The following is a 23,348-nucleotide window of genomic DNA, read 5'->3' on the forward strand; positions in this document are numbered from 1 at the left end:
AGCCGTCACCGCGCGCGCGGCGAACCGGCTAGAAGTTGAACTGGTCGATGTTGTCGGCCTTGAAGGTGTAGGGGTCGCCGAGCAGGACCGTGCCGTCCTTGCCGACCGTGAAGTCGCCGAGCTTGCCGGCGGTGAACTTGTCACCCTCCTTGCCCTTGATGATGCCGGAGGCGAGGGCGGCACCCGCGTAGGCGGCCAGGTAGCCGAGGTCGGCCGGGTTCCACAGGGCGAACGCCTTCACGGTGCCGTCCTTGACGTACGCCTTCATCTGGTTCGGCGTGCCCAGGCCGGTCAGCTGCACCTTGCCCTTGTACGTCGAGCCGCTCAGGTAGCGCCCGGCGGCGGCGATGCCCACCGTGGTCGGGGAGATGATGCCCTTGAGGTTGGGGTGCTTGGCCATGAGGCCCTGCGCCTCCTGGAAGGACTTCTGGTCGTCGTCGTCGCCGTAGACGGTGTCGACCAGCTTGAGCTTGCTGTACTCCGGCTTGGCCAGCTCGGTCTTCATCTGCGCGATCCAGGCGTTCTGGTTCGTCGCGTTGGCGGTGGCCGAGAGGATCGCGATCTCGCCGCCGTCGGCGCCGATCGCGTCGGAGATCAGCTTGACCTGGATCTTCGCGATGCCCTCGGTGGTGGCCTGGTTGATGAACAGGTCGCGGCACTCGGGCTTGGTGTCGGAGTCGTAGGTGACGACCTTGGCGCCGTTCTGGCGGGCCTCGTTGAGGGCGCCGCAGATGGCGTCCTTGTCGTTGGCCGACACGGCGATGACGTTCACGCCCTGCTGCGACGCCGTGTTGATGTAGCTGACCTGGGCCGAGGGGCTGGCCTCGGACGGGCCGGTCTCGCTGTAGGTGCCCTTGAACTCGTCGACCGCGACCTTGCCGCCCTTGTTGTCGGACGTGTCGAAGTACGGGTTGTTCACCTGCTTGGGCAGGAACGCGACCTTCAGACCGCTCTTGATGGTGGTGGCACCGCCGGCGCCGGCGGAGCTGTCGCTGGAGGTGCCGGGGTCGGAGTCCTCGGCGCAGGCCGACATGCTGAACGCGAGCGCGGTCGCGACCACGGCCGCGATGAGCTTGCCTCTCATGTGAATCCTTTCAAGTGGGGTGCCGCGAGTGGGGGTTACGGGGTGTTGCGACTTGCAGGCGGGTACAACAACTTTCAGGCGGGTGGTGCGACTTTCAGGGCGGGTCGCCGCCGCCGCAGACGCTCGCGCGCCATGGCGACGACATTCGGTCCGACGACCGAGGCGATGAGCAGAGATCCGGTGACGATGGTCAGGGTGTTCTGCGGCACCGACGCCAGCTGCAGCGCGTTGCGCAGCGTGCTCAGCAGCACGACCGCGCCGATGACGCCGAGCAGGCCGCCGCGGCCGCCGAAGATGGACACCCCGCCGAGGAGCACGGCCGCGACGACGGCGAGCTCGAGGCCGTTGGCGTTGTCGGCGCGGGCGCTGGCGTAGCGGAACGTCCAGAAGACCCCGGCCAGGGCCGACATGGCGCCGGTGGTGACGAAGAGCCAGAACTTGGTCGTGTTGACGGCGACGCCGGCGAAGCGCGCCGCCTCGGCGTTGTTGCCCATCGCGTACAGCCCGCGGCCGATCGGCGTCGCGTGCAGTACCACCGCGAAAATAACGGCCAGCACGGCGACGATGATGATGAACCACGGGATCGTGAGGCCGGAGATGGGGCTGATCGCCTTGCTGGTCCAGGCGATCGGGTAGTCGGCAACGGCCTTGTCACCGAGGACGACGTAGGCGAGGCCGCGGTAGAGGGCCAGGGTGCCGATGGTGACGGCCAGGGACGGCAGCCCGAAGACGGTGATGAACAGGCCGTTGACCGCGCCCAGGACCGCACCGAGGACCAGGCAGAGGGCGATCAGCAGGGGCAGCGACTTGACCCCGTGCATCCACAGGTCGCCCATCACGGCGCAGGTCAGGCCCATGGTGCTGGCCACCGACAGGTCGATCTCGCCGGTGATGATGACGAGGGTCAGTGGGAGGGCCACGATCGCGATCGGGATGACCTCGAGAGTCACGAACCGCCAGAAGCGCGGGCTGGCGACGCCCTCGATCGTGGTGGCGCCGACGACGATGACCAGCACCAGGGCCAGCAGGACGATGAGGTCCCAGGATCCGAGGCGGCGCACGACGTTCACTGGTTGACCCCTCGCTGCAGGCTCTTCGTGACTCGCACCGACAGCGCCCGGTCCAGGCCGATCGCCGCCAGGATCAGCGCGCCGACGGCGGCCCGCTGCCAGAACGGGGTGACGCCGAGCACCGGCAGCGCGGCGCCGATGGTGGTGAGCAGCATCGCGCCGAGGGCGGCGCCGTAGACGCTGCCGCTGCCGCCGAAGATGGCCACGCCGCCGACGACGACCGCGGCCACGACGTTGAGCTCCTGACCGAGGCCGGCGTTGGCGTCGAGGGTGCCGAACCGGGCCACGTACAGCACCCCGGCCAGCCCGGCGAGCATGCCGCAGACGACGAACGCGAAGAACACGCGGCGGCCGACGGCGATGCCGGACAGCCGGGCCGCGGCCGGGTCGGAGCCGATGGCGTACAGCTCGCGCCCGCTGCGGTAGGACCGCAGATAAAAGCCGGCAACCAGCACAACCACCAGAGCGAAAAGCGTCAGCAGGGGTACTCCCAGCAGGGTGGACGTCCCCATGTGCAGGAACGACACCGGAATGTCGGCCGCGTTGATCTGCTTGCCGGTGGCCCACTGGTAGTCGATGCCGCGGAAGACGTACAGCGTGCCGAGGGTGACCACGAGCGCCGGCACCCGGGCGGCGGCGATGAGGGCACCGTTGACCGCGCCGCACACCGCCCCGAGTGCCGCGCCCGCCACCAGCACCACCGGGATCGGGATGCCGGGGTAGTTGATGAACAGCGTCCCGGTGAGGAACGCCGACAGGCCGAGGACCGAGCCGACGGAGAGGTCGACGTTGCGGGTGATGACGACGATCGCCTGCCCGGTGGCCAGGATCGCCAGGATCGTGGCCCCGAGCAGCAGGTCCTTGACGCTCTGCGGGGACAGGAAGCGCGAGTTGGTGATCGCGGTGATGCCGATGAGCAGCACGAGCGCGACGACGATGCCGAGCTCGCGGACCAGGAACACCCGGTGCGTGAGCCTGGTGGCCCGGGCCGTGCGCGGCGGCGCGGGGGTGTCGACGGCGGTCATGACGAGCCCCCCTGTCCGGTGGCGGCCAGCATCACGGACTCCTCGTCGGCTCGGGTGCGGGGGATGTCGGCGGCGAGCCGCCCTTCGTGCATGACGAGGACGCGGTCGGCCATGCCGAGCACCTCGGGCAGTTCACTGGAGACCATGAGCACGGCGACGCCCTCGCCGGCCAGCCGGGTCAGCAGCCGGTGGACCTCGGCCTTGGTGCCGACGTCGATGCCCCGGGTCGGCTCGTCGACGATGAGCACCCGCGGGGTGGTGGCCAGCCACTTCGCGAGGACGACCTTCTGCTGGTTGCCGCCGGACAGGGTGCCGACGGTGTTGCTGAGCCGGCCGGCCTTGACCTGCAGGCGCTGCGCCCAGTCCTGGGCCGCCCGGCGCTCGGCCCCGCCGAAGAGCAGGCCGAGGGTGGCGAGCTTCCAGCGTCGGGGCAGGGTCGCGTTGCGCTCGACCGACAGCTCCATCACCAGGCCCTGCTGGCGGCGGTCCTCCGGGACCAGGGCCAGCCCGGCCGAGATCGCGGCGTTGGCACTGGCGCGGCGCAGCGGCTGGCCGTCGACGAGCACTTCGCCGCGGTCGTACTTGTCCACGCCGAACACGGCCCGGATGACCTCGGAGCGCCCGGCCCCGACCAGGCCCGCCAGGGCCACAATCTCTCCACTGTGGACGGTGAAGCTGACGTCGTGGAACGCGCCCTGGCGGTGCAGGCCGCGGACCTCCAGCCGCGGCTCGCCGATCGTCGCGGTCTCCTTCGGGAACAGCTCGCCGACCTCGCGGCCGACCATCCGGCGCACGACGTCGGCGACGGTGAGCTCCGCGGCCGGGTCGGTGGAGACCCACTGCCCGTCGCGCATGACGGTGATCCGCTCGCAGAGCGCGAAGACCTCGTCGAAGCGGTGGGAGATGAACAGGACGGCGGCCCCGGCATCGCGCAGCGACCGGGCCACGGCGAACAGCCGCTCGACCTCGACCCCGGACAGCGCGGCCGTCGGCTCGTCCATGATCAGGACCTTGGCGTCGAAGGACAGCGCCTTGGCGATCTCGACGAGCTGCTGGTCGGCGATGGACAGGCCGCGGGCCGGGCGGTCGGGGTCGAGCTGCACGCCGAGCCGGGTGAACAGCTCGGCGGCCCGGCGGCGGACCTCGGCGGTGTCGATGCGGCGGCCGGACTTGAGCGGCTGGCGGCCCATGAAGATGTTCTCGGCGACGGAGAGGTCGGGGAAGAGCGTCGGCTCCTGGTAGATGACGGCGATGCCGGCCGCCCGGGCGTCGGCGGGATTGTTCAGGACGAGCGGCCGGCCGTCCATGCTCAGCGTGCCGGTGTCCGGCGTGTGCGCCCCGGCCAGGACTTTGACCAGGGTGGACTTGCCGGCGCCGTTCTCGCCGACGAGGGCGTGTGCCTCGCCGGCGCGCAGCTCCAGCCGCACGTCGCGCAGGGCCGCGACGGCGCCGAAGGACTTGCTGACGCCCTCGAGAACGAGCACCGAGCCTCCAAGCATGGGGTGGGGGAAGGCGTTCTTGTGAAACGTTTCATGGATTGGTTAGAGTGACGGTAGAAGCACAGCCCTGACGCCGTCAAGGGTTTCGTACGCGTTACCGATTTGATACACCAGACGGCGACGCTCGGACCAGGCCCGCAGCTTAAGACGTTTCAGGAGATCGATGACCACCACATCCGGCATCAAAGAGGTCGCTCGGCGGGCCGGGGTCTCCATCGGCACCGTCAGCAACGTCCTCAACCGCCCCGAACTCGTCGCCACCACGACCCGCCAGCGCGTCCTCGACGCCATCGCCGAGCTCGGCTACGTGCGCAACGACTCGGCGCGGCAGCTGCGGGCCGGGCAGTCCCGGCAGATCGCGCTCGTGGTGCTGGACGTGACGAACCCGTTCTTCACCGACGTCGTGCGCGGCGCCGAGGCCGCCGCCGAGGACCACGGCGTGATGGTCGTCGTGTGCAACAGCGGCGAGGACGCCGCCCGCGAGCACCGCCACCTGGAGCTCCTCGAGGAGCAGCGGGTCCGCGGCGTGCTCATCACCCCCGTCGACGAGGGCCCCAGCTCCCGCCTCGAGCAGCTCATCCAGCGCGGCACCCCGGTGGTGCTGGTCGACCGCGGCTCCGGCCGGCACAGCCGCTGCTCCGTCGCCGTCGACGACGTGCTCGGCGGTCGCCTGGCCGGGGAGCACCTCGTCGAGCAGGGGCACCGGCACATCGCGTTCGTCGGCGGGCCCATGTCGATCGGGCAGGTCGAGGACCGCCTCGCCGGGTTCGCCGCCGCCGTCGAGGGCAGAGCGGACCTCCTCGCGGTACCGACGCCGAACCTGACGGTCGCCTCCGGCCGGGCCGCCGCCACCCAGATCGCGTCGCGGGACGCGGCCGACCGGCCCACCGCCGTGTTCTGTGCCAACGACCTGCTGGCTTTGGGGGTACTGCAGGAGATGACGCTCCGTGGCCTGAAAGTGCCCCAGGACGTGGCGATCGTCGGCTACGACGACATCGAGTTCGCCGCGGCCGCCGCGGTCCCGCTAAGCTCCGTGCGGCAACCCCGCGAACAGCTCGGCCGCACGGCGGCTGCCCTGCTGCTCGAGGAGATCGAGGACGACGGCCGGCACGAGCACCGGCACGTCGTCTTCCAACCCGAGCTGATCGTGCGCGAGTCCAGCGGCCGCCCGCGCAGCCGCCGAAAGGTCCGGTGACCCATGCGTGTGGCCCTCTTCGTCACGTGCCTCGCCGACGCCATGTTCCCGGAGGTCGGGAAGGCCACGGTGACGCTGCTGGAGCGGCTCGGGCACGAGGTGGTGTTCCCCGAGGCCCAGACCTGCTGCGGGCAGATGCACGTCAACACCGGCTACCAGCGCCAGGCCCTCAAGCTTGTCGAGCACCACATGCGCACCTTCGAGCCCTACGACGCCATCGTCGCCCCCTCCGGCTCCTGCGTCGGCTCCGTTCGCCACCAGCACGCCACGATCGCCGAACGGGCCGGCATGCACCAGCTCGCGGCCCGGGCCGGCGAGGTCGCCCAGCGCACCTACGAGCTGTCCGAGTTCCTCGTCGACGTGCTCGGCGTGACCGACGTCGGCGCCCGCTACCCGCACCGGGTCACCTACCACCCGACCTGCCACTCGCTGCGCCTGCTGCGCGTCGGCGACCGGCCCCTGCGACTGCTGCGCGCCGTCGACGGGATCGACCTGGTCGAGCTGCCCGACGCCGACCAGTGCTGCGGCTTCGGCGGCACCTTCGCGATCAAGAACGCCGACACCTCGGCCGCGATGCTCGCCGACAAGCTCCGCAACGTCCTGTCCACCTCTCCCGACGTCGTCTCCGCGGGAGACTCGTCCTGCCTGATGCACATCGGTGGCGGGCTCTCGCGGCTGTCGGTGGACGCACGGGCAGTACACCTGGCGGAAATTCTGGCTTCTCGATGAAGACATTCCTGGGCCTGCCGACGTATGCCCCGCGTGGGGTCGGACAGCTGCGCGGCGACGAGCCGTTCCCCGTCGCCGCCCGCCGCGAGCTGGGCAACGAACAGCTGCGCCGCAACCTCGGCCACGCCACCCGCACGATCCGGGCCAAGCGGGCCGCGGTCGTCGGCGAGGTCCCCGACTGGGAGGAGCTGCGCCGGGCCGGCGAGGCGCTGAAGGCCGCCACGATGGCCCGCCTCCCCGAGCTCCTGACTCAGCTCGAGGAGCAGGTCACGGCGCGCGGCGGGCACGTGCACTGGGCCCGCGACGCCAACGAGGCCAACGCCATCGTCGCCGATCTCGTCCGCGCGGCCGGGGCCGACGAGGTCGTCAAGGTCAAGTCGATGGCGACCCAGGAGATCGGCCTCAACGAGGCCCTGGAGGCGCAGGGCATCGCCGCCTGGGAGACCGACCTGGCCGAGCTCATCGTCCAGCTCGGCCACGACAAGCCCTCGCACATCCTGGTCCCCGCGATCCACCGCAACCGCACCGAGATCCGCGACATTTTTCTCCGCGAGATGCCGTCGGTACCGGCCGATCTGACCGACGAGCCGCGCCAGCTCGCGATGGCCGCGCGTGAACACCTCCGGCGGAAGTTCCTGTCCGCGAAGGTCGCCATTTCCGGGGCCAACTTCGCCGTCGCCGAGACCGGCACCCTCGCCGTCGTCGAGTCCGAGGGCAACGGCCGGATGTGCCTGACGCTGCCGCCGACGCTGATCACGGTCATGGGCATCGAGAAACTCGTCCCCACCTGGACCGATCTGGAAGTGTTCCTGCAGCTGCTGCCCCGCTCGTCGACGGGCGAGCGGATGAACCCCTACACGTCGCTGTGGACCGGTGTCACCCCCGGCGACGGCCCGCAGGACTTCCACCTGGTCCTGCTGGACAACGGCCGCACCGCCGTCCTCGCCGACGAGGTCGGCCGCTCGGCCCTGCACTGCATCCGGTGCAGCGCCTGCCTCAACGTCTGCCCGGTCTACGAGCGCACCGGCGGGCACGCCTACGGCTCGGTGTACCCGGGCCCGATCGGCGCCGTCCTCAGCCCCCAGCTCACCGGCGTCGAGGACAACGCCTCCCTGCCCTACGCGTCCAGCCTGTGCGGCGCCTGCTTCGACGCCTGCCCGGTCCGCATCGACATCCCGGCGCTGCTGGTCCACCTGCGGGCCCGCCACGTCGAGGAGTCCGGCCCGTCGGCGGAGGCCGCCTCGATGGCCGCGGTCTCCTGGGTGATGGCCAAGCCCGGCCGGTTCCGCAGCGGCGAGAAGCTCATGCGCATCGGCCGCCTGCTCGGCCGCCGGCGCGACCGCATCTCCGCCCTGCCGCCGCCGCTGTCGGCGTGGACGGCGAGCCGCGACCTGCCCCGCCCACCGGCCCAGTCCTTCCGCGAATGGTGGGCGACCCGCGATGACTGACGACGCCCGCTCGGTGATCCTGGCCCGGATCCGCACCGCCCTGGGCTCCGCCCCCGCCGTCGCGGAGGTCCCCCGCGACTACCATCCGGCCGGGGCCGCCGCGGCTTCGCTGGACCGGTTCGTCGACCGCCTCCTGGACTACAAGGCGACAGTGGTCATGAGCTCCGCGGCGACGCTGGAGGCCGACCTGGCCACCGCGGTCGAGGGCCTGTCCCCGCTGATCGTGCCGCCGGGCCTGCCGTTCGCCGTCCCGGGGTCCACAGTGGACGACGGCTCGCTGTCACCGGTCGAGCTCGACGCCTTCGCGGGCGTGGTGACGTGCTGCGCGGCGGCGGTGGCGGAGACGGGGACGATCGCCCTGGACGGCTCCCCCGACCAGGGCCGCCGCGCCGTCTCCCTGGTGCCGGACCGGCACTTCTGCGTGGTCCGCGCCGACCAGGTCGTCGCCGCCGTCCCCGACCTCCTGGCCCGCCTCGCCCCCACCCGCCCCCTGACCCTGATCAGCGGCCCGTCCGCCACCAGCGACATCGAGCTCAACCGCGTCGAAGGCGTCCACGGCCCCCGCACCCTCGTCGTCCTCCTGGTCCGCGACTGACGCCGCCGGCATGGACACCTGGTATGAGCAGGCCGAGCTGGGCGGCGGCGTCACCCGCATCGCCGAGCCGCACGCCAACGAGCTGCTCGCGGCCAACTTCTGGTGGCTGCGCGGGACCGACCGCGACCTGGTGATCGACGCCGGCCTCGGTGTCGTCGCCCTCCGGGAGGCGATCCCGGCCCTGTTCGCCCGCGCCCCCCAGGTCCTGCTCACTCACGCTCACCTGGACCACGTCGGCGGCGCACCCGGGTTCGAGGACCGGGCCGCGCACCGGGCCGAGGCGGATGTGCTGGCGGCGGGCGTGCCGGCCAGCCTGTACGGCGCGCAGCTGTACGCCGCGCTCGGCATCGACGCCGCCGGCGAACCCGTCCCGGAGCTGATGCTCGACGCCCTGCCGGACCCCGGCTACGACCCGGCCGGCTACCGCATCCCACCCATGACCCTCACCCGCGTCCTCGACGACGGCGACCGGATCGACCTGGGCGGCCGGCGGCTGACGGTGCTGCACCTGCCCGGCCACACCCCCGGCAGCATCGCCCTGTTCGAGGAGCACACCGGCACCCTGTACTCCGGCGACGTCATCTACGAGGGCGGCCTGATCGACGACCTGCCCAACTCCGACGTGCCGGACTACCGGCGCAGCATGCGGGTGCTGGCCGCCCTCGACGTGTCCGTCGTCCACCCCGGCCACGGGCCCAGCTTTGACCGGGCCCGCCTCCACCGGCTGGCCGCGAACTACCTGGCCCGGACCGGCTGAGCGCTCCGGGCCGGGAGCGTCACGCGGACCGATCGGCCCGCCAGGCCGCGATCTGCGCCTCCACCCGCTCCAGCTCGGGGTCGCGCAGGCCGACCGTGTCGGTGGTCCAGAACGCCTCGGGGTAGACCAGCCGCCCCACCATCCACGGCTGGTACGGCGATAACAGCGCCACCTGGAACCCCGGGTCCGGGACGCGCGTCGAGGGCCGCTCGAACCCCAGGGCGGAGGCGAAGCCGAACCCGCGGCGGCCGTAGTAGTCCGGGCTGCCCTCGAGGAAGACGGCCGGCGCGCCAGTTCCCTCGGCGGCCTCCAGCGCCGCCGCGACCAGCGCGGTGCCGACGCCGCGGCCCTGGCGGTCGGGGCGCACCGACAGCGGGGACAGCACCAGCACCTCGACCAGTTCCCGCCGGGCGTCCACCCAGGCGCGGGAAAGACCGACGTGGCCCACGAGGTCCCCGTCGACGACCGCGACCAGACTCGCCCGCGCCGCCCCACCGGTTTGCAGCGCCCGCACCATCCGCACCACCCGCCCGTCCGGTGGCTCACCGAACGCCGCCGCGATGACCTCCTCGGCCGCCGGCACATCGGCCGGCCGCACAGCACGGATCTCCATGGCGCGACCGTAGTGTCCGCGGCCGGTCGGCGCACCGCAATTCCCGGGCTCCGAGTGCCGGCCCGGCTCTGGGCCGGCGGCGGTTCGGGCCGGCGCCGCGGGCCCGAGGCAGGCGGCGGCGCCGGCGCGGTGGTGGTGTCAGGCGGACGGGGACGGGCGGCGGCGGTAGGCCAGGATGCCCACCACCAGGCCGGCCAGGCCCAGCACGAGGCCGGCGATGCCCAGGCCGATCGCGGTGTCGTCGGACGAGGACGAGGACGATGTGTCGGCGGCGGCGGCGGTCGCGGTCGGGCCGGTCGTGGCCGGCGCGGCGGCGGCCGTGTCGGTCTTCTTCGACAGTTTCAGGACCGGGGCCGGGTGCTCGGCCTCGGCGCCGGCGGCCGGCTCGTCGATCCAGCGGACGACCTCGCCGCCGGAGTAGGTCTGCAGGGCCTTGAACACAATCTGGTCGGTCTGCGGCAGCGGGCCCAGGGAGACGTCGAACTCCTGGAACTGGTGCGGCTTGATCTCGGCGCCGGCGTCGGCGGTCCAGGTGATCTTCGAGACGGCCTCGGTGAGCTCGCCGTCGTCGGTCTTGATCGGGGTGGCCAGCTTGCTGGTCTCGGTGACCGCGGTCCAGCCCTGGACCGGCTTCAGGGAGACCGACGCGATCGGCTTGTCGGTCGGGATGGCGATCTCGACCTTGGTCGTGCTGGCGTTGTCGCGCTCGGTGGGCACGCGGAAGGTCACCTTCGTGTAGCCGCCCTGGACGGCGGTATTGGGGTTGACCGTGACGTGCGCGGAGGCGACGGCGGGGAAGGCGAACGCGGCGGTGGCGGCCGCCGCGACGGCGATCCCGATGCGGGTGATGGCAGAGCGCATGAACCGGTAGTCGCTGCCCGCGCCCGGAAAGTTCCTACAGGTCCGCCGGGTCGGCGTAGGCGGTGCCGATGGCGGTCACGGCGAAGAGGGCCACGGCCAGCACGTGCACGCCGGTGCACCACAGGCAGATCGCGTCGAGCGTGAAGAACTCGGCGAACACCAGGTAGAAGACGAACAGCACGCCGATCGCGGCCATGGCCAGGCGGCCGTAGCGGATCGCCGGGAGCGTCGAACGCCACAGCGGCCCGGGCGCGACGGCGAGCATGGCCACGAAGTAGACCAGGCCGAGGACCGCCACCGGGATGCCGAACACGGCCGACTGCTCCGACGTCGTCACCTTGAGGCAGTTGAGGGCGCCGGTGTCCGGGCAGGCGAGGGTGCTCGACGCGGTGAAGTGCTCGATCGTGAGGTACACCGAGATGCCGAGGCCGGCGACCGCCAGCACCAGCGACGTCAGCGGCACCCACGGCTGGACCAGGCTCCGGTCGATCTCGATCTCACTGGCCGACATTGGCGAACTCCCCCTGGAAGGCTTTGACGGCCGCGCTGGAGCACACGTCGCCGGGCTGGTTCCCGGTGATTCTGCACAGGAGGGCGGTGATGGCGTTGGCGCTGCCGTCGATGGCCCGGCCGACCTGGCTGTCCGGATTCTTGACGGCGTCGAGGACCTGCTGGTGCGTGTGGTCGGCCAGCAGTTCGGGGCTGTAGGAGGCGCCCGCCTGCAGCGCCTTGTTGGCGAAGTCGATGAACGGGATCGCGCCGGCCGAGTCGGCCGGGACGAACGGCGCGGCGTTGTACTTCACCACCACCTGCTGCTGGGCCGCGGTGAGCTTGTCCAGGGGTTCGTACTGGCCGTTCTTCTTCGTGTTCGTCGTCGTCTCGACGCCCTGGAAGGCCAGATACTGGCTGGTGTACGTCGAGCCGTGGAACGACAGTGTCGGCGTGTTGGGATACGAGTCATCGGCCGCGGACGTGGTGAGGGTCAGGCCGCTGAACGTGCCGAACCGCGACAGCGCGATGACCACCGGCCAGCGCTGGGCCGCGCAGAACGGGCAGTATTCGGCGCCGACGTAGAGGATCAGCGGCTTGCCGCCGTCGGTGAGCGCGGGCTGGCCGGTCAGCGCGGTCGGCAGGCTCGGCTTGGCGCCGGCCGCGACGGTGTCGAGGGTGGTCGCCGGCACCGAGGTCACGCCGCTGATGATCGACTCCGCCGAGGCACCGGACGGCAGCGCGCTCGGCGCCTCGCCCCCGCCGCCGCCGCCCGAGCCGAGCTTCACCAGCCCCATGACGACGAAGACGAGCAGCACGGCGCCGATCGCGGCATACGCGGTGCGCATCCGGCCGCGCCGCGCGGTCGCCCGCTCCTGGATCACGCGCATGCGCCGCGCATAGTCGCGCGAGTCCCGCTGCCGTTTCGACACGCGGCCAACCTCCTGAAATCCGGTGCGTCGTTCCCTTAGTCGCACACGGCGGGGCGTCGGTTCCGCGATTCGGGCGAAAGATCACCCGCCGCGTTCGATCGTAGGCGATCCGCCTGGGAGGAAACCTAGAGCCGAAGGGCCCAGGATCCTGATGACCAACAGCCCTTAGATTGACGCTCATGCAGAGACGAAACCTGCTCGCAGCCGCCGCCGGAGGGGCCGTCGCGGGCGCCGCCGCGCTCGCCGGCACCGCGTCGGCCCAGACCACCGACGCCTTACGCCCGGGCCGGACCCGGCTGATCAGCCTCTCCCACGTCAACGACCCGGCCAAGACCAACATCTACCCCGGCGACCCCGAGTTCACCCTCGAGACGATCGCGACGATCGAGAACGAGGGCTACTACCTGCAGTACGTCCGCGAGGGCGAGGCGACCGGCACCCACTGGGGCGCGCCGGGCCACTTCAACGCCGGTGAGCCGCTCGCCGACGACCTCGACCCCAACGACCTGTTCCTGCCCGCGGTCAAGATCGACGTCCGGGACAAGTGCGCCCGCGACGCCGACTACGCGCTGACCGTCGATGACGTCCGGACCTGGGAGCGCCGCAACGGCCGCATCCCCAACGAGTCCATGATCATCATGTGGACCGGCTGGGAGTACAAATGGGGCACTCCCGCCTTTCCGAACCTGGACGCCGACGGCGTGCTGCACCAGCCCGGCTTCGCGCCGGAGACGGTCCAGTGGTTCATCGACACCGGACGCATCGGCCGCAACGGCGGCACCGGCATCGACACGTTCGGTCCGGACCTCGGCACCGACCCCGATTTCCTGGCGTCACTGCTGGTGTATCAACGGCACCGGATCAGCCTCGAGATCCTCGCCGGCCTCGCGAAGTTCCCGACCACGGGCGGCTCGGTGCTGGCCGGCGGATTCATCAACCACAAGGGTTCGGGATCGACGGCCCTGATCTTCGGCGTCATTCCCGCCTGATCGCGCACGGCGTGGGCCGGCCCTGATCGACGTGAGGACCGGCCCACTACGACGTGCGCAGCACGCAGTCGCCGCAGGTGCCGCCGCCGGGGATGCGGTAGTACAGGCAGCAGTTGCGCCGCCGCAGCGCCGTCCCCCGCACCTCCGCCATGCCCTTGAGCGGCGGGCGGTCCAGGAGCCCGGCCACGGCCGGCCAAGCGCTCGGCCGCCCGATCTGCCCGGCCGCGCCCCCGAGCGCCGACGCCACATTGCCCCACACGACGTGCGGCGACAGGCGAAACCGGTCCATGAAGACCTCGGCGAGCGGCGTCACGAGCCCTTCGACGACCACCGCGAAGAAGTCCTCGGCGGCCCTGTTCTCATGTGGGGGTACCGCCACGGGAAGCGGCCCACCGGGCACCTCCCGCCACCAGAGGTCCCCCGGCCCCACGTCCGGCACCGTGCCCTCCGCCAGGGACTGGGCCAGGGGCGGCGACACCAGGCGGGCGCAGTACCCCAGCAACAGCGTGGAAGCGATGACCCGCTCCGGCACCAGGCCCGGGTCCAGGCCGAACATCGCGCACAGCGCCTGCCGCGACACCCGGACCCGCTCCGCCACCACACCCGGGTCCAGCAGGTCGGCGAACGGCCGCCACCCGGCCCCGCCGTCGTAGGACTCCCAGACGAAGTACGGATTCACGCCCGTACCGTAGCGCGCGAAAAAAACGTGATTTGGTTGAACCTTCATCGGTCTGCTGGGGTAGAGGTCCGCAGGGAGGCCGTCGAGAGGGGCTGTGCGTGACGCGCGATGAGGAGCTCATGACCGCGCTGTACACCGAGCACTACGGTGTGCTGCTCGCCTTCGTCTCCCGGTACGAACGGGACCGGCACCGGGCCGAGGACCTCGTGCAGGACACCCTCCTGCGGGCCTGGAAGCACATCGAGCGCATCGACGTCAGCCGCGACACCACCCGGGCCTACCTGCTCACCATCGCCCGCAACGTCGTGAGCAACAACTGGCGGGCCGAGCAGCGCCGGCCCAAGCTCGTCTCCGACCCGGACGCCGTCGCGGCCGTCGCCGACCACGACAACGTCGACCAGCTCGTCGAGGGCTGGCTCATCGCCGCCGCCCTCGACCGCCTCTCCGCCGAGCACCGCGAGGTCGTCCGCTCGGTGTACTACGACGGCCGTACGATCGCCGACACCGCGAAACGGCTTTCGGTACCGGAAGGTACCGTCAAGTCGCGCGCCTACTACGCGGTCCGCGCGCTCCGGGCGGTGTTCGAAGAAATGGGGGTGTTGCGGTGACCGCCGGCCACGACGCGGTGCGCCGGCTGCTCGGGGGCTACGTCCTGGGCGGCCTCGACGACACCGACCAGCACACGGTCGACGCCCACCTGAGCACGTGCGCCGAGTGCCGCACCGAGGCGGGCCGCCTGGCCGCCGTCCCCGAGCTGCTCCAGCGCCTCCCCGAGGGCCCCGGCGCGCCCGTCGAGACCCCGTCCCGGGCCGGCCTCGACGCCTTCCTCCGCCGCGCCCGCCCGCGCCGCCTGCCCGTCGTCGTCCTCGCCGCGGCCTGCGTCGCCCTCGCCGTCCTGGCCGGCTTCCTGGCCCTGCGCCCCACCGCCGCCCCCGCGCCCCAGGCCGGCCCGTCCCCGGCCGCGTCCGCGTCGGCCGGCACCGTCGTGCAGTTCGTCGCGGCCGCGGGCAGCGGGCTGTCCGGCCGCGCGGTGCTGACCCCGCGGCAGTGGGGCGTGTCCGTCTCCCTGGAGCTCGCCGGCCTGTCCGGCGAGGGGCCGTTCATGATGAAGGTCCTCGACCACGGCGGCCAGGCCGAGCAGGCGGCGTGCTGGGGCCGCACCCAGTCCGCGCAGGCCCGGGTGACCGGGGCGAGCTCGATCCAGCTGGTCGACGTCGACTCGATCCAGATCGCCGACCACGACGGCAAGACCCTCGGCTCCGCGCGCCTGGGCTGAGCGTCTCAGAAGAGCCCCGCCGTTCGCGCGAGGCCGGTCAGGAAGGCGCCGCCGGCGAGGACCGTCATCGCCCAGGCCTGGACCCGCAGGCGGCGCCGGAACGCCGGGCGCTCGGCGGGGAGCGCGAACACTCTGGCCGGCCAGTGCCGCCAGCTGACGTTCGCGAAGATTCCGGCCGCCAGGAGGTACACCGGAATCGCGAGGTATTGTCCCGAAAGCCCGGCGGTGACCAGCAATGCGGCGATCAGCGGGACCACTTTCCAGCGGTTGCCATGGGCCATGACCAGCAGGAAATCCTCGTAATCATCGTCGCCGCGCTCCTTGAAGAAGCGCTCCGCCTTCGGCTGGACGACGACGAGGCTGTAGCCCATGGCCCCGGCCCAGGCGGCGGCGAGAGCCAGGTGGATGGTGGTGAAGAGGGCGGTCACCCCCTCATTTTGCCGGGCGATAGGCCCAGTGCCACGGCTCGCGGGGCGTCGTCTCGGCGAACCCGAACCGGCTCGCGTTGGCCCGCATCCACGCCTGCGCCTTGGCGTCCAGGTCGAGGTCGACGGCCATCCCCCAGCCGTGGTCGCTGGTCCCCGGCTTCGCCGCCAGGCCGCCCTGCGAGTAGAGGCCCTTGCGTTTGACCAGGTCGACCTGCTCGGCGAACGGCCGGTAGGAGTCCGTGATCCCGATGTTCACGCCCTGCGCCCGCGCGGCCCGCATGAGCGCGTCGAGGGACGTGGCCGCGGGCGCCCACAGCCGGTGGTTCGTGGCTCCGACCCGCTCCAGGGCGTTCTCGGGGATCTTGCCGTTGCCGAACTTCGCCAGCTCGACCGGCACCCCCGCCGGCGTCCTGGCCGTACGCATCGTCGTGTCCAGGGTCTGCTGGAACGCCGCCCCGGAGCCCTCCACCGACGTGGTGGCGGGCGGCCGGAACCCGGCGATCTGGGTACGGATCTCCGCCATCCGGGTCGCGATCCCGGCGATGCCTGCTGCCTCCACACCGCAACCATCGGCCACCCGGGCGGCAACCTTTGCCACTCCGCCCCACCCGTTCGCCTTGATCTCAACCGGGGTTGAGGTTCTACGGTCCACGGGTGTCCTCGGAGCCGCTCGCCCAGCCGGAAGACCTGCTCACCGTGGGCGAGGTGGTCGCACGCACCGGGGTGGCACCGTCCGCGCTGCGGTTCTACGAGGCGGAGGGGCTCATCACGGCCGAACGCAGCCGCGGCAACCAGCGGCTGTACCGGCGGCACATGCTGCGCCGGATCTCCCTGATCCTGGCGGCCCGGCGGCTCGGCATCCCCCTCGCCGCCGTCGCCGAGATCTTCACCACGCTGCCCGCCGACGAGGCCCCGAGCCACCGGGACTGGGTGCGGGTGTCGAGAACGTGGAAGTCACAGCTCGAAGACCGGCGGCGGTACCTCATGAACCTCGAACGGCAGCTCATCGCCTGCATCGGCTGCGGCTGCCTGTCGATGCGCTCCTGCGACCTGCTGAACCCCGACGACCGGCTCCGCACCCGCGGCCAGGGCCCCGTCCGGCTGGAGGAGGCCGGCTGACGCTCAGGCCGGCGCCGTGGCCCGGGGCAGCGCCTTGACCAGCGCGGGGTCCTCACCCGGGACCGGCCCGATCCGCGACGCCCCGCCCGGCGAGCCGATCGTGGCGAAGAACTCGCGGTTGACGGCCCGATACCCGGCGTACTCGGCGGGCAGGTCACCCTCGTAGTAGATGGCCTCGACCGGACAGACGGGCTCACAGGCACCACAGTCCGTGCACTCGTCCGGCTGCACGTACAGCATCCGCTCCCCCTCGTAGATGCAGTCCATGGGGCACTCGTCGACGCAGGCCTTGTCCATCACATCCACACACGGCTGCGCGATCACGAAAGTCATGCCGCGGACGCTACGAGCTCAAGTGCCCTTGAGCGCAAGCCCATCCGTGGTCATATGGGTGCCGTCCTGCTGCTGGTCCGCCACGCGATGCGATCTCGTCACGTTCGGCCTCGGCGCCGGCATGGTCGCCCGCGTTCGCCCACAACACAGTCGACCCGGAGTCGTTCATCCGAACGGCAAGATCTCCGACCGGTCGGCTGCAGGCAATCGCGGACCGTTTCCCTAGGCTGACGGAATGTCGCCGGTCGATGGTCCCGCGCAACGTCCGGCTCGCACGAGTCGCCTGGATATCGGGGTGATCGCGGCGGTGGCGGTGTCGTGTTTCCTCGTCGGCTCCGCGGTGCAGGAGCACTGGGACGTTCCGTGGAAGTCCGACGATCCACCGATGGCCGACGCCGCGGCCATGCGCCGCCTGGTGCTGGCCCAGGAGGCGACGCGCGAGCTCCAGGTCACCCGAGAGACGGTGCAGGCCCGCCTGGCCGAGGAGGAGTTGGCCCAGGTGTCCGACGCGGTCGAGGCCAGCCGGGCCGACCCCGCGGACGCCCAGAAAATCAACCATCGCATCGGCGACCGGACGGTGGTGTTGGAGATCCTCCGGTCGAGGCTCAAGGCCGCGATCGATGACCAGGTGCCGGCGGATCGGGAACTTCAGGTGGCGACCGAGCGCGCCAGAAAGAGCGAGGATGATGCCCGCGACCGGGCCCGAAGCGCCGAGCGCATCGGCCGGGCCGGGCTCGTCGTCGCGGCCTGGTCGGTGTTCGCGCTCGTGTTCGCCGTCTACCTCCTGCTCAGACGTAGCCGGCCGCGCCTCGTCCACGAGCGGACCGTGCTGGCGGGAAGCCTCGCCGGCACCCTCGCGCTCCTGCTCACCGTCACCATCGGCTGGATTGCGGTCCTCGTGGTCGCGGCGACCGCGCTGGCCGGCTGGGTGGTACTGCGACCTGGGAGCGCCCGTGGATGAACCGGCCGCCGCTCCGACCGATGCACCGGTCTCCCACCCGGAGCGCGATCTGCTCGCCATGGCCGGAGACGCCGAGCGCGTCGCGCGCCGGATGGCCAAGGTGCCGCTGCCGTACACGATCGGCATCTACGGCGCCTGGGGCGAGGGCAAGACCACCTTCGCCAAACTGGTCGACCACTACCTCGAGGATCAGCCGGGGTGGGCCGGTCACCGATTCATCGAGTTCTCGGCCTGGCCCTACATCACCGCGGACACCGTCTGGCGGGCGCTGCTCGAGACGATCGCCCGCAGCGTCTACCACATGCCCGTCCAATCGGACCAGGCCGCGCCGCCGGAGACCCTGCGGGACCGGCTGCGGAGCCTCCTGCTGACCGAGGCGCTTCCGGGCAGCAACGCCCCCGCCGATGAGTCGATCCCGGCCGCCAGGCAGATCCTGGCCCGGCTGAGCGACGAGGATCGGCGGGCGATCCGGGCCTGGACGGGACGCCTGCCCGACGGCGACATGCAAATCCTCAAACCGCTCATGGCGGAGCCGGACGGGGAGTTCCTGCCCGGACTGGTGGCGGCCGCGAAAACCGACGGCACCGGGCCTGTACTGGCGGGACTGACCGCGCCGGACCGGCAGGTCCTGGCCGGGCTGGTAGGGCCGACCCCGCAGGAGAAAGCGGACTTCGAGCAGCTGATGGCCCAGCTCGGGCGGGCGACGGCGCTCACGAGCCGGCGGGCGGGGGACGCCGAGACCGCTCGCCAACTCTCCACGCTGGCCGGCGTCGTGCTCGACGTGGCCGCGTCCGCCTCACCCCTCGGCCCCCTGCGTGACCTGCTCCGCAAAGAGCCGTCGCCGAAGTCCGGCCGGACTGCCGAGACCACCGTCACCACGGTCGAGGAGATCCGCGAGTCCGCTCGGAAGCTGTTCAAAGCGGCCAGCCAGCCGCCCACCGCGGTGCTGATCGACGACCTCGATCGGTGCCTGCCCGAGGTCGCCTTCGACGTGCTGGAGACGCTGAAGGTGGTCCTGTCCGAGACCGTGCGCACCAATGCGGACTGCCTTTTCATCGTCGCGGTGGACCAGAACGTGCTGAGCCGCGGCCTGGCCGCCCGGCTCGGCGGGGACACGCCGGCCCGCCAGGCCGAGGCTCGGATGTATCTGGAAAAGGTCGTCCAGCTTGGCTTCCCGGTCTCGGACATGCGCGCGCCGACACCACATCAGTTGATTGCCGGCCAGTTTCCCGAATGGCTCGGCGCCGCCGACCTCATCGATCTGTCGACCAGCGGCAACCCGCGCCGCCTGAAGCAGTACTGCGAACTGCTGGCATTCGGATACGAGCGCACCGGGGACGTGACGTGACCGAGAACGGGCCGGACTATGCCGCCATCTGGCATCGGATGGTGCACCTGCGGGCCACCGACCCGGCGATGCGCGACTCGGATGATGCCCTCGCCCGCCTGATCGAGCAGAGCCTGGTCGGCCCGGCCACGCCGACACTGCTGCGCATTCTCGACGCGCGGGCCGTCGACGGGAATCTGGTCAGCCAGGACGGCTGCTTCACCTACATCGCGGCGACCGTCGCCGAGCAGGCCGCGACAACCTCCGTCGAGTGGCTGCAGCAGCGATTCTTCGCGCGGATCGTCCGGCTGTGGCGGCAGGACCCGGCCTTCGCCGATCTGTTGCGGGAGGCGTCGTACCGACCGGACTTCATTGATCAGATCGCCGAGCTGGACGGCTGGATCGATGGCAACACGGGCGACACGAAGGATGTCGTCACCCGACCGACCCTGGCCGCGGATCATGATCCGCAGAACCTGCTGGACACGGCCAAGTGGCTGGCGCTGCTGGCCAGCTCGCCGCGGATTTCGCAGATCCCCGTCGAGTATCTGCGGATCGATCCGGCGGCGTTGCTCGGCCCGCCGGCGGATCTGCCGGAGTACGAGGATGATCCGGATGCCTACCTGCACGCGGCATACCTATTGCTGGGTGCGGCCAAGAACGCCGACGTGAACTTCAACCTGTACGTCGAAGTGCGTCTGCAGGTCGCGCTGGACCTCGTCCGGCGGCGGCGCTTCGCGAAGGTGCGCATGCTCGATCTGGGCTGGCCGGAGCTCGTGCAGCACGTCCGGATGCCGGGCGGCATCGACCGCTTACGGCAGCTCGAGGCCAGGGTGCTCGGCCTCGAGGAGGCGGAACCCGCTCCGAAACCGATGCTGGACCAACTCGAAGATCAGCGGCTCTGCGAGTTCCTCCGGCTGCCGCCCCTCTTCCGCAACATCCCAGATGCGCTGTTCACGCGGGCCGGAGGAGCGGCCATCGGTGGTCCCGGCCTCGAAACGGACTGGGAGCCGTACATCAACGCCGGCCTCCATCTGCAGCCGGTCGGCCGGGACGGGGACCGATGGCGGTGTGCGGCGACGTTCCACACCCCTTCAGGCACAGCGAAATGGGATACACGCATCGATGTAGACGGATTTGCCGGTCGGGCTGCACGCCTGTTCGCGTTGTTCGCGCGCGGGCCGTATGGGGTGACCCGGGACGTGGTGGCGGCGGTGCTCAGGAACCCGGCGGTTGTGGTGGATGAGATCGGCCAGGAGCTCTGGACGCAGACCTTTGCGGCATCGGAGGCGGCATCGTCAGCGTTGCAGCTGTTGTTACAGCGCGGTGGGCGGGTCCGGCTGACCATCTCCTCGGAGGAGGAGCAGCTGACCAGCCTTCCCTGGGAATGCCTGCGGATCCCGGAAAATCGGGTCACCACCGGACTTACGACCAAGCTTTCGGTGATCAGGCGGGCGGAGACGCGGACGCCTGAAGCGCGCCGGCCGCTGACGTTTCCGCTGCGCGTCCTCGCGGTGCTGGCGGAACCGGACGGCATGCCGCTGCCGGGTGCGAAGCAGGAGCTGAGCCTGCTGCGCGAATGTCTCGCCGAGGCGCAGCGCCAGGGCGTCGCGTCACTGACGACCATCAGCAACGCGAGCGTGGCCGACCTGAGCCGGAGCCTGCAGGCATCGCAGCCGCACATCCTGCACTTCACCGGGCACGCCATGTTCAAGCCGGACGATGGTGCGGCGGCGCTGGTGCTCAGGGCTCCCGACGGCACAGTGCAGCCGCTCGAGGCCGATAGGCTGGCGCGGCTCCTGCAGGGGACCGGCGTGACGCTGGCGGTGCTGAACGGCTGTCACACCGGCGTGAACCCGGCCGACGGCACGGCGAACCTGGGCATCTGCCAGGCCATCATCAGCCACGGCGTTCCGGTGGCCGTGGCGACGGTGCGCTCGGTTATCGACAACGCCGCGCTCCGCTTCGCGCAGGAGTTCTACCAGGCAATGGTGTATGGCTATCCCGTGGAGGGCGCGGTCGCGGAGGCCCGCAAGGGCGTGTTCCTGCAAGGATGGGACTGGTCGGCGTGGGCGATGTTCGCCTCGAACCCGGCCGCGCTTGATCAGATCCGTCTGCGCCGGCCGTCCGCGGTCCGCATGCGGTGACCGGCCGCGGGAGGATGTGCTCCTGGAGCGGCGCGGCGACGAACACGATGCGCGTGAATGTATCCTGCCGCGTTTCCGACAGCTCCGCGGGCAACCAGCGGACTCCGGTGATCACCCGGCGGCGGTTAAGGTCGTTGCAGCCCAGCAAGGGGTAAGGAGAGGACAGCGCAGTGACCGGTTTCAGACATGATCTGGCGCAGTTGCTGAAGGCCAGGTTCCCGGTCCTGTACATCGAGTCGTACGAGGAGCACCGCGTGCTGACCGAGCTCGCGGCGGTCGCGGCCGACGCCGGGCTCGTGCGGACCCCGCGGCCCGTGTGGACCTGGTCGGCGACGAGCGGGCTCCTGCAGCCCGACGGGGTCGCGGTGCAGTACACCACCGAGCCCGACAACGCCCTCGACACCGTCCTGCGCCTGCAGCAGCCGGGGCTGTTCGTGTTCCGCGACCTGCACAACTCGCTCGGCGGGGACGTCCCGGTGCTGCCGAGCGTCGTGCGGCGGCTGCGGGACATCGCGGCCGCGTTCAAGGCCGGTGCGGTACCGCGGACCCTCGTCATCGTCGCGCCGGTCCTGCGGATCCCGGCGGACCTGGAGAAGGACGTGACGATCGTCGACTTCCCGCTGCCGACGGAGGCCGAGATCCGCGGCGTGCTCGAGTCGATGATCGCCGGGAACGCGGCCGGTGGGCGGATCCGCATCGAGCTCGACCCCGTGGGGCGGGAGAAGTTCGCGAAGGCGGCGGCCGGGCTGACCCTCAACGAGGCCGAGAACGCGTTCGCCCGGGCCATGGTCAACGACGGGGTCCTGGACCTGGACGACCTCGGTGTCGTACACGAGGAGAAACGACAGGCGGTGCGCAAGGCCGGCGTGCTCGAGTATGTCGACGCCGACGTGCGCCTCGACCAGGTCGGCGGGCTGGAGAACCTCAAGCGGTGGCTGGCCAAGCGGGACAACTCGTGGCTGGCGGCGGCGGCCGAGTGGGGCCTGCCGGCGCCCAGGGGCGTGCTCATCACCGGCGTCCCGGGCTGCGGCAAGTCACTGACCGCGAAGGCCGTCGCGGCCGCGTGGGGGCTCCCGCTGCTACGCCTCGACATCGGCCGGGTGTTCGCCGGGCTGATCGGCTCCAGCGAGCAGAACATGCGGGCCGCGCTGCGCACCGCCGAGGCGTCGGCGCCGTGCGTGCTGTGGGTCGACGAGATCGAGAAGGGCTTCTCCACCGGGTCCGGCAATGACGGCGGTACCACCAACCGGGTCTTCGGCACGTTCCTGACCTGGATGCAGGAGAAGACCGGCTCGGTGTTCGTCATCGCCACCGCCAACGACATCGAGCGGCTGCCGCCGGAGCTGCTGCGCAAGGGCCGGTTCGACGAGATCTTCTTCGTCGACCTGCCCAGCCGCGTGGAGCGGGCCTCGATCTGGGCCGTCCACCTGCACCGGCGCCTGGCCCGGCCCGCGGTGCAGGGCAAGTTGCAGGTCGACGACGGACTGCTGCGGGAACTGTGCACGATCTCCAACGGCTACTCGGGCGCCGAGATCGAGCAGGCCGTCGTCGCGGCCCTGTTCGACGCCTTCTCCGAGCGTCGCCCGCTGCAGCGGGAGGATCTTTCCAAAGCGATTTCGGCGACGGTACCGCTCAGCGTGACCCAGTCCGACAAGCTCGACGCGATCAGGGACTGGGCCCGCACCCGGGCCGTAGCGGCTACGGCCCCGCAGGACTGGGACGCCGACGAGGAGCCGCCGACCGCGGCGATGCCGGTGATCGGCACACACGGACGGACGATCGAGGTCTGACG

25 protein-coding genes are annotated in these 23,348 nt (G+C 71.2%); 13 read left to right on the forward strand and 12 right to left on the reverse strand.

Going from position 1 to position 23,348, the window contains the following annotated elements; translation table 11 throughout:
• Nucleotides 1-28 precede the first annotated feature (28 nt).
• From rhaS to ACIA8L_RS36040, 4 genes are all read right to left on the reverse strand, one after another.
• Nucleotides 29-1,084: a rhamnose ABC transporter substrate-binding protein gene (gene rhaS, locus ACIA8L_RS36025; RefSeq protein ID WP_395911585.1), complete on the reverse strand. Its 1,056-nt coding sequence runs from the start codon at nt 1,082-1,084 to the stop codon at nt 29-31.
• A gap of 74 nt (nt 1,085-1,158) precedes the next feature.
• On the reverse strand, nt 1,159-2,154 hold the full coding sequence (locus ACIA8L_RS36030) for an ABC transporter permease (protein WP_395911587.1): 996 nt from the start codon (nt 2,152-2,154) through the stop codon (nt 1,159-1,161).
• Entirely contained in the window at nt 2,151-3,179 is a 1,029-nt protein-coding gene (locus tag ACIA8L_RS36035) for an ABC transporter permease (protein WP_395911589.1), read from the reverse strand. The genes ACIA8L_RS36030 and ACIA8L_RS36035 overlap by 4 nt, the downstream gene beginning before the upstream one ends.
• Nucleotides 3,176-4,663, reverse strand: a complete 1,488-nt coding sequence (locus ACIA8L_RS36040; protein ID WP_395911591.1) for a sugar ABC transporter ATP-binding protein — start codon at nt 4,661-4,663, stop codon at nt 3,176-3,178. The genes ACIA8L_RS36035 and ACIA8L_RS36040 overlap by 4 nt, the downstream gene beginning before the upstream one ends.
• A 178-nt stretch (nt 4,664-4,841) precedes the next feature.
• Here ACIA8L_RS36040 and ACIA8L_RS36045 point away from each other — a divergent pair, with 178 nt between their 5' ends.
• Genes ACIA8L_RS36045 through ACIA8L_RS36065 form a run of 5 tightly spaced genes read left to right on the forward strand, consistent with a single transcriptional unit; the run spans nt 4,842 to nt 9,402 of the window.
• Nucleotides 4,842-5,873, forward strand: a complete 1,032-nt coding sequence (locus tag ACIA8L_RS36045) for a LacI family DNA-binding transcriptional regulator (protein WP_395911593.1) — start codon at nt 4,842-4,844, stop codon at nt 5,871-5,873.
• Between the two features lie 3 nt (nt 5,874-5,876).
• Entirely contained in the window at nt 5,877-6,602 is a 726-nt protein-coding gene (locus ACIA8L_RS36050; protein WP_395911595.1) for a (Fe-S)-binding protein, read from the forward strand.
• Entirely contained in the window at nt 6,599-8,050 is a 1,452-nt protein-coding gene (locus ACIA8L_RS36055) for a LutB/LldF family L-lactate oxidation iron-sulfur protein (RefSeq protein WP_395911597.1), read from the forward strand. Before ACIA8L_RS36050 ends, ACIA8L_RS36055 begins: the two co-directional genes overlap by 4 nt.
• The gene (locus ACIA8L_RS36060) at nt 8,043-8,645 is read left to right on the forward strand and encodes a lactate utilization protein C (RefSeq protein ID WP_395911598.1); all 603 of its coding nucleotides are present in this window, start codon (nt 8,043-8,045) and stop codon (nt 8,643-8,645) included. The genes ACIA8L_RS36055 and ACIA8L_RS36060 overlap by 8 nt, the downstream gene beginning before the upstream one ends.
• A gap of 10 nt (nt 8,646-8,655) precedes the next feature.
• Nucleotides 8,656-9,402, forward strand: a complete 747-nt coding sequence (locus ACIA8L_RS36065; RefSeq protein ID WP_395911600.1) for an MBL fold metallo-hydrolase — start codon at nt 8,656-8,658, stop codon at nt 9,400-9,402.
• Nucleotides 9,403-9,421: 19 nt separating this feature from the next.
• Here ACIA8L_RS36065 and ACIA8L_RS36070 read toward each other — a convergent pair whose 3' ends face one another.
• From ACIA8L_RS36070 to ACIA8L_RS36085, 4 genes are all read right to left on the reverse strand, one after another.
• Nucleotides 9,422-10,015: a GNAT family N-acetyltransferase gene (locus tag ACIA8L_RS36070; RefSeq protein WP_395911601.1), complete on the reverse strand. Its 594-nt coding sequence runs from the start codon at nt 10,013-10,015 to the stop codon at nt 9,422-9,424.
• Between the two features lie 138 nt (nt 10,016-10,153).
• The gene (locus ACIA8L_RS36075) at nt 10,154-10,876 is read right to left on the reverse strand and encodes a YcnI family protein (RefSeq protein WP_395911603.1); all 723 of its coding nucleotides are present in this window, start codon (nt 10,874-10,876) and stop codon (nt 10,154-10,156) included.
• Nucleotides 10,877-10,910: 34 nt separating this feature from the next.
• Complete coding sequence (locus ACIA8L_RS36080) at nt 10,911-11,387, reverse strand: vitamin K epoxide reductase family protein (RefSeq protein WP_395911605.1); 477 nt, start codon at nt 11,385-11,387, stop codon at nt 10,911-10,913.
• Complete coding sequence (locus ACIA8L_RS36085) at nt 11,374-12,297, reverse strand: DUF929 family protein (protein ID WP_395911607.1); 924 nt, start codon at nt 12,295-12,297, stop codon at nt 11,374-11,376. The genes ACIA8L_RS36080 and ACIA8L_RS36085 overlap by 14 nt, the downstream gene beginning before the upstream one ends.
• Nucleotides 12,298-12,476: 179 nt before the next feature.
• Here ACIA8L_RS36085 and ACIA8L_RS36090 point away from each other — a divergent pair, with 179 nt between their 5' ends.
• Entirely contained in the window at nt 12,477-13,286 is an 810-nt protein-coding gene (locus ACIA8L_RS36090; protein WP_395911609.1) for a cyclase family protein, read from the forward strand.
• Nucleotides 13,287-13,332: 46 nt separating this feature from the next.
• Here ACIA8L_RS36090 and ACIA8L_RS36095 read toward each other — a convergent pair whose 3' ends face one another.
• Nucleotides 13,333-13,965 (reverse strand): (2Fe-2S)-binding protein, encoded by a 633-nt coding sequence (locus tag ACIA8L_RS36095; RefSeq protein WP_395911611.1) that lies wholly within the window; start codon nt 13,963-13,965, stop codon nt 13,333-13,335.
• A 98-nt stretch (nt 13,966-14,063) separates the two neighbouring features.
• Between ACIA8L_RS36095 and ACIA8L_RS36100 the strand changes: the two genes are divergently transcribed.
• Together ACIA8L_RS36100 and ACIA8L_RS36105 are read left to right on the forward strand one after the other, a co-directional pair.
• Nucleotides 14,064-14,573 (forward strand): sigma-70 family RNA polymerase sigma factor, encoded by a 510-nt coding sequence (locus tag ACIA8L_RS36100; protein ID WP_395911613.1) that lies wholly within the window; start codon nt 14,064-14,066, stop codon nt 14,571-14,573.
• The gene (locus ACIA8L_RS36105; protein ID WP_395911614.1) at nt 14,570-15,241 is read left to right on the forward strand and encodes a zf-HC2 domain-containing protein; all 672 of its coding nucleotides are present in this window, start codon (nt 14,570-14,572) and stop codon (nt 15,239-15,241) included. Before ACIA8L_RS36100 ends, ACIA8L_RS36105 begins: the two co-directional genes overlap by 4 nt.
• Nucleotides 15,242-15,246: 5 nt before the next feature.
• Here the strand turns inward: ACIA8L_RS36105 and ACIA8L_RS36110 are convergent, their stop codons facing one another.
• Both ACIA8L_RS36110 and ACIA8L_RS36115 read right to left on the reverse strand, forming a co-directional pair.
• Nucleotides 15,247-15,669 carry a hypothetical protein gene (locus tag ACIA8L_RS36110; protein ID WP_395911616.1) on the reverse strand — a complete coding sequence of 141 codons (423 nt, stop codon included), beginning with the start codon at nt 15,667-15,669 and terminating at the stop codon, nt 15,247-15,249.
• Nucleotides 15,670-15,673: 4 nt separating this feature from the next.
• Entirely contained in the window at nt 15,674-16,228 is a 555-nt protein-coding gene (locus ACIA8L_RS36115) for a D-alanyl-D-alanine carboxypeptidase family protein (protein WP_395911618.1), read from the reverse strand.
• Between the two features lie 95 nt (nt 16,229-16,323).
• On the opposite strand from ACIA8L_RS36115, the gene soxR reads away from it, so the two are divergent.
• Complete coding sequence (gene soxR, locus ACIA8L_RS36120; RefSeq protein ID WP_395911619.1) at nt 16,324-16,788, forward strand: redox-sensitive transcriptional activator SoxR; 465 nt, start codon at nt 16,324-16,326, stop codon at nt 16,786-16,788.
• Between the two features lie 3 nt (nt 16,789-16,791).
• Here the strand turns inward: soxR and fdxA are convergent, their stop codons facing one another.
• Complete coding sequence (fdxA, locus tag ACIA8L_RS36125) at nt 16,792-17,121, reverse strand: ferredoxin (protein WP_395911621.1); 330 nt, start codon at nt 17,119-17,121, stop codon at nt 16,792-16,794.
• A gap of 295 nt (nt 17,122-17,416) precedes the next feature.
• On the opposite strand from fdxA, the gene ACIA8L_RS36130 reads away from it, so the two are divergent.
• From ACIA8L_RS36130 to ACIA8L_RS36145, 4 genes are all read left to right on the forward strand, one after another.
• Nucleotides 17,417-18,082, forward strand: coding sequence for a hypothetical protein (locus tag ACIA8L_RS36130; RefSeq protein WP_395911623.1), 666 nt, complete (start codon nt 17,417-17,419; stop codon nt 18,080-18,082).
• On the forward strand, nt 18,075-19,430 hold the full coding sequence (locus ACIA8L_RS36135; RefSeq protein ID WP_395911625.1) for a P-loop NTPase fold protein: 1,356 nt from the start codon (nt 18,075-18,077) through the stop codon (nt 19,428-19,430). The genes ACIA8L_RS36130 and ACIA8L_RS36135 overlap by 8 nt, the downstream gene beginning before the upstream one ends.
• On the forward strand, nt 19,427-21,556 hold the full coding sequence (locus ACIA8L_RS36140; RefSeq protein WP_395911627.1) for a CHAT domain-containing protein: 2,130 nt from the start codon (nt 19,427-19,429) through the stop codon (nt 21,554-21,556). Before ACIA8L_RS36135 ends, ACIA8L_RS36140 begins: the two co-directional genes overlap by 4 nt.
• 170 nt (nt 21,557-21,726) lie before the next feature.
• Nucleotides 21,727-23,346, forward strand: a complete 1,620-nt coding sequence (locus ACIA8L_RS36145) for an AAA family ATPase (protein WP_395911629.1) — start codon at nt 21,727-21,729, stop codon at nt 23,344-23,346.
• The last annotated feature ends 2 nt before the right edge of the window (nt 23,347-23,348 follow it).

The sequence above is a fragment of the Dactylosporangium sp. NPDC051541 genome (assembly GCF_044454505.1).
Taxonomy (GTDB): Bacteria; Actinomycetota; Actinomycetes; order Mycobacteriales; family Micromonosporaceae; genus Dactylosporangium.

What these genes read in the sequence shown, in the direction of transcription:
- ACIA8L_RS36045 (WP_395911593.1), top strand. Translation starts at nt 4,842, where the DNA reads ATGACCACCACATCCGGCATCAAAGAGGTCGCTCGGCGGGCCGGGGTC.
- ACIA8L_RS36050 (WP_395911595.1), top strand. Translation starts at nt 5,877, where the DNA reads ATGCGTGTGGCCCTCTTCGTCACGTGCCTCGCCGACGCCATGTTCCCG.
- ACIA8L_RS36035 (WP_395911589.1), bottom strand. Translation starts at nt 3,179, where the DNA reads ATGACCGCCGTCGACACCCCCGCGCCGCCGCGCACGGCCCGGGCCACC.
- fdxA (WP_395911621.1), bottom strand. Translation starts at nt 17,121, where the DNA reads ATGACTTTCGTGATCGCGCAGCCGTGTGTGGATGTGATGGACAAGGCC.
- ACIA8L_RS36060 (WP_395911598.1), top strand. Translation starts at nt 8,043, where the DNA reads ATGACTGACGACGCCCGCTCGGTGATCCTGGCCCGGATCCGCACCGCC.
- ACIA8L_RS36065 (WP_395911600.1), top strand. Translation starts at nt 8,656, where the DNA reads ATGGACACCTGGTATGAGCAGGCCGAGCTGGGCGGCGGCGTCACCCGC.
- ACIA8L_RS36090 (WP_395911609.1), top strand. Translation starts at nt 12,477, where the DNA reads ATGCAGAGACGAAACCTGCTCGCAGCCGCCGCCGGAGGGGCCGTCGCG.
- ACIA8L_RS36075 (WP_395911603.1), bottom strand. Translation starts at nt 10,876, where the DNA reads ATGCGCTCTGCCATCACCCGCATCGGGATCGCCGTCGCGGCGGCCGCC.
- ACIA8L_RS36070 (WP_395911601.1), bottom strand. Translation starts at nt 10,015, where the DNA reads ATGGAGATCCGTGCTGTGCGGCCGGCCGATGTGCCGGCGGCCGAGGAG.
- rhaS (WP_395911585.1), bottom strand. Translation starts at nt 1,084, where the DNA reads ATGAGAGGCAAGCTCATCGCGGCCGTGGTCGCGACCGCGCTCGCGTTC.
- ACIA8L_RS36055 (WP_395911597.1), top strand. Translation starts at nt 6,599, where the DNA reads ATGAAGACATTCCTGGGCCTGCCGACGTATGCCCCGCGTGGGGTCGGA.
- ACIA8L_RS36080 (WP_395911605.1), bottom strand. Translation starts at nt 11,387, where the DNA reads ATGTCGGCCAGTGAGATCGAGATCGACCGGAGCCTGGTCCAGCCGTGG.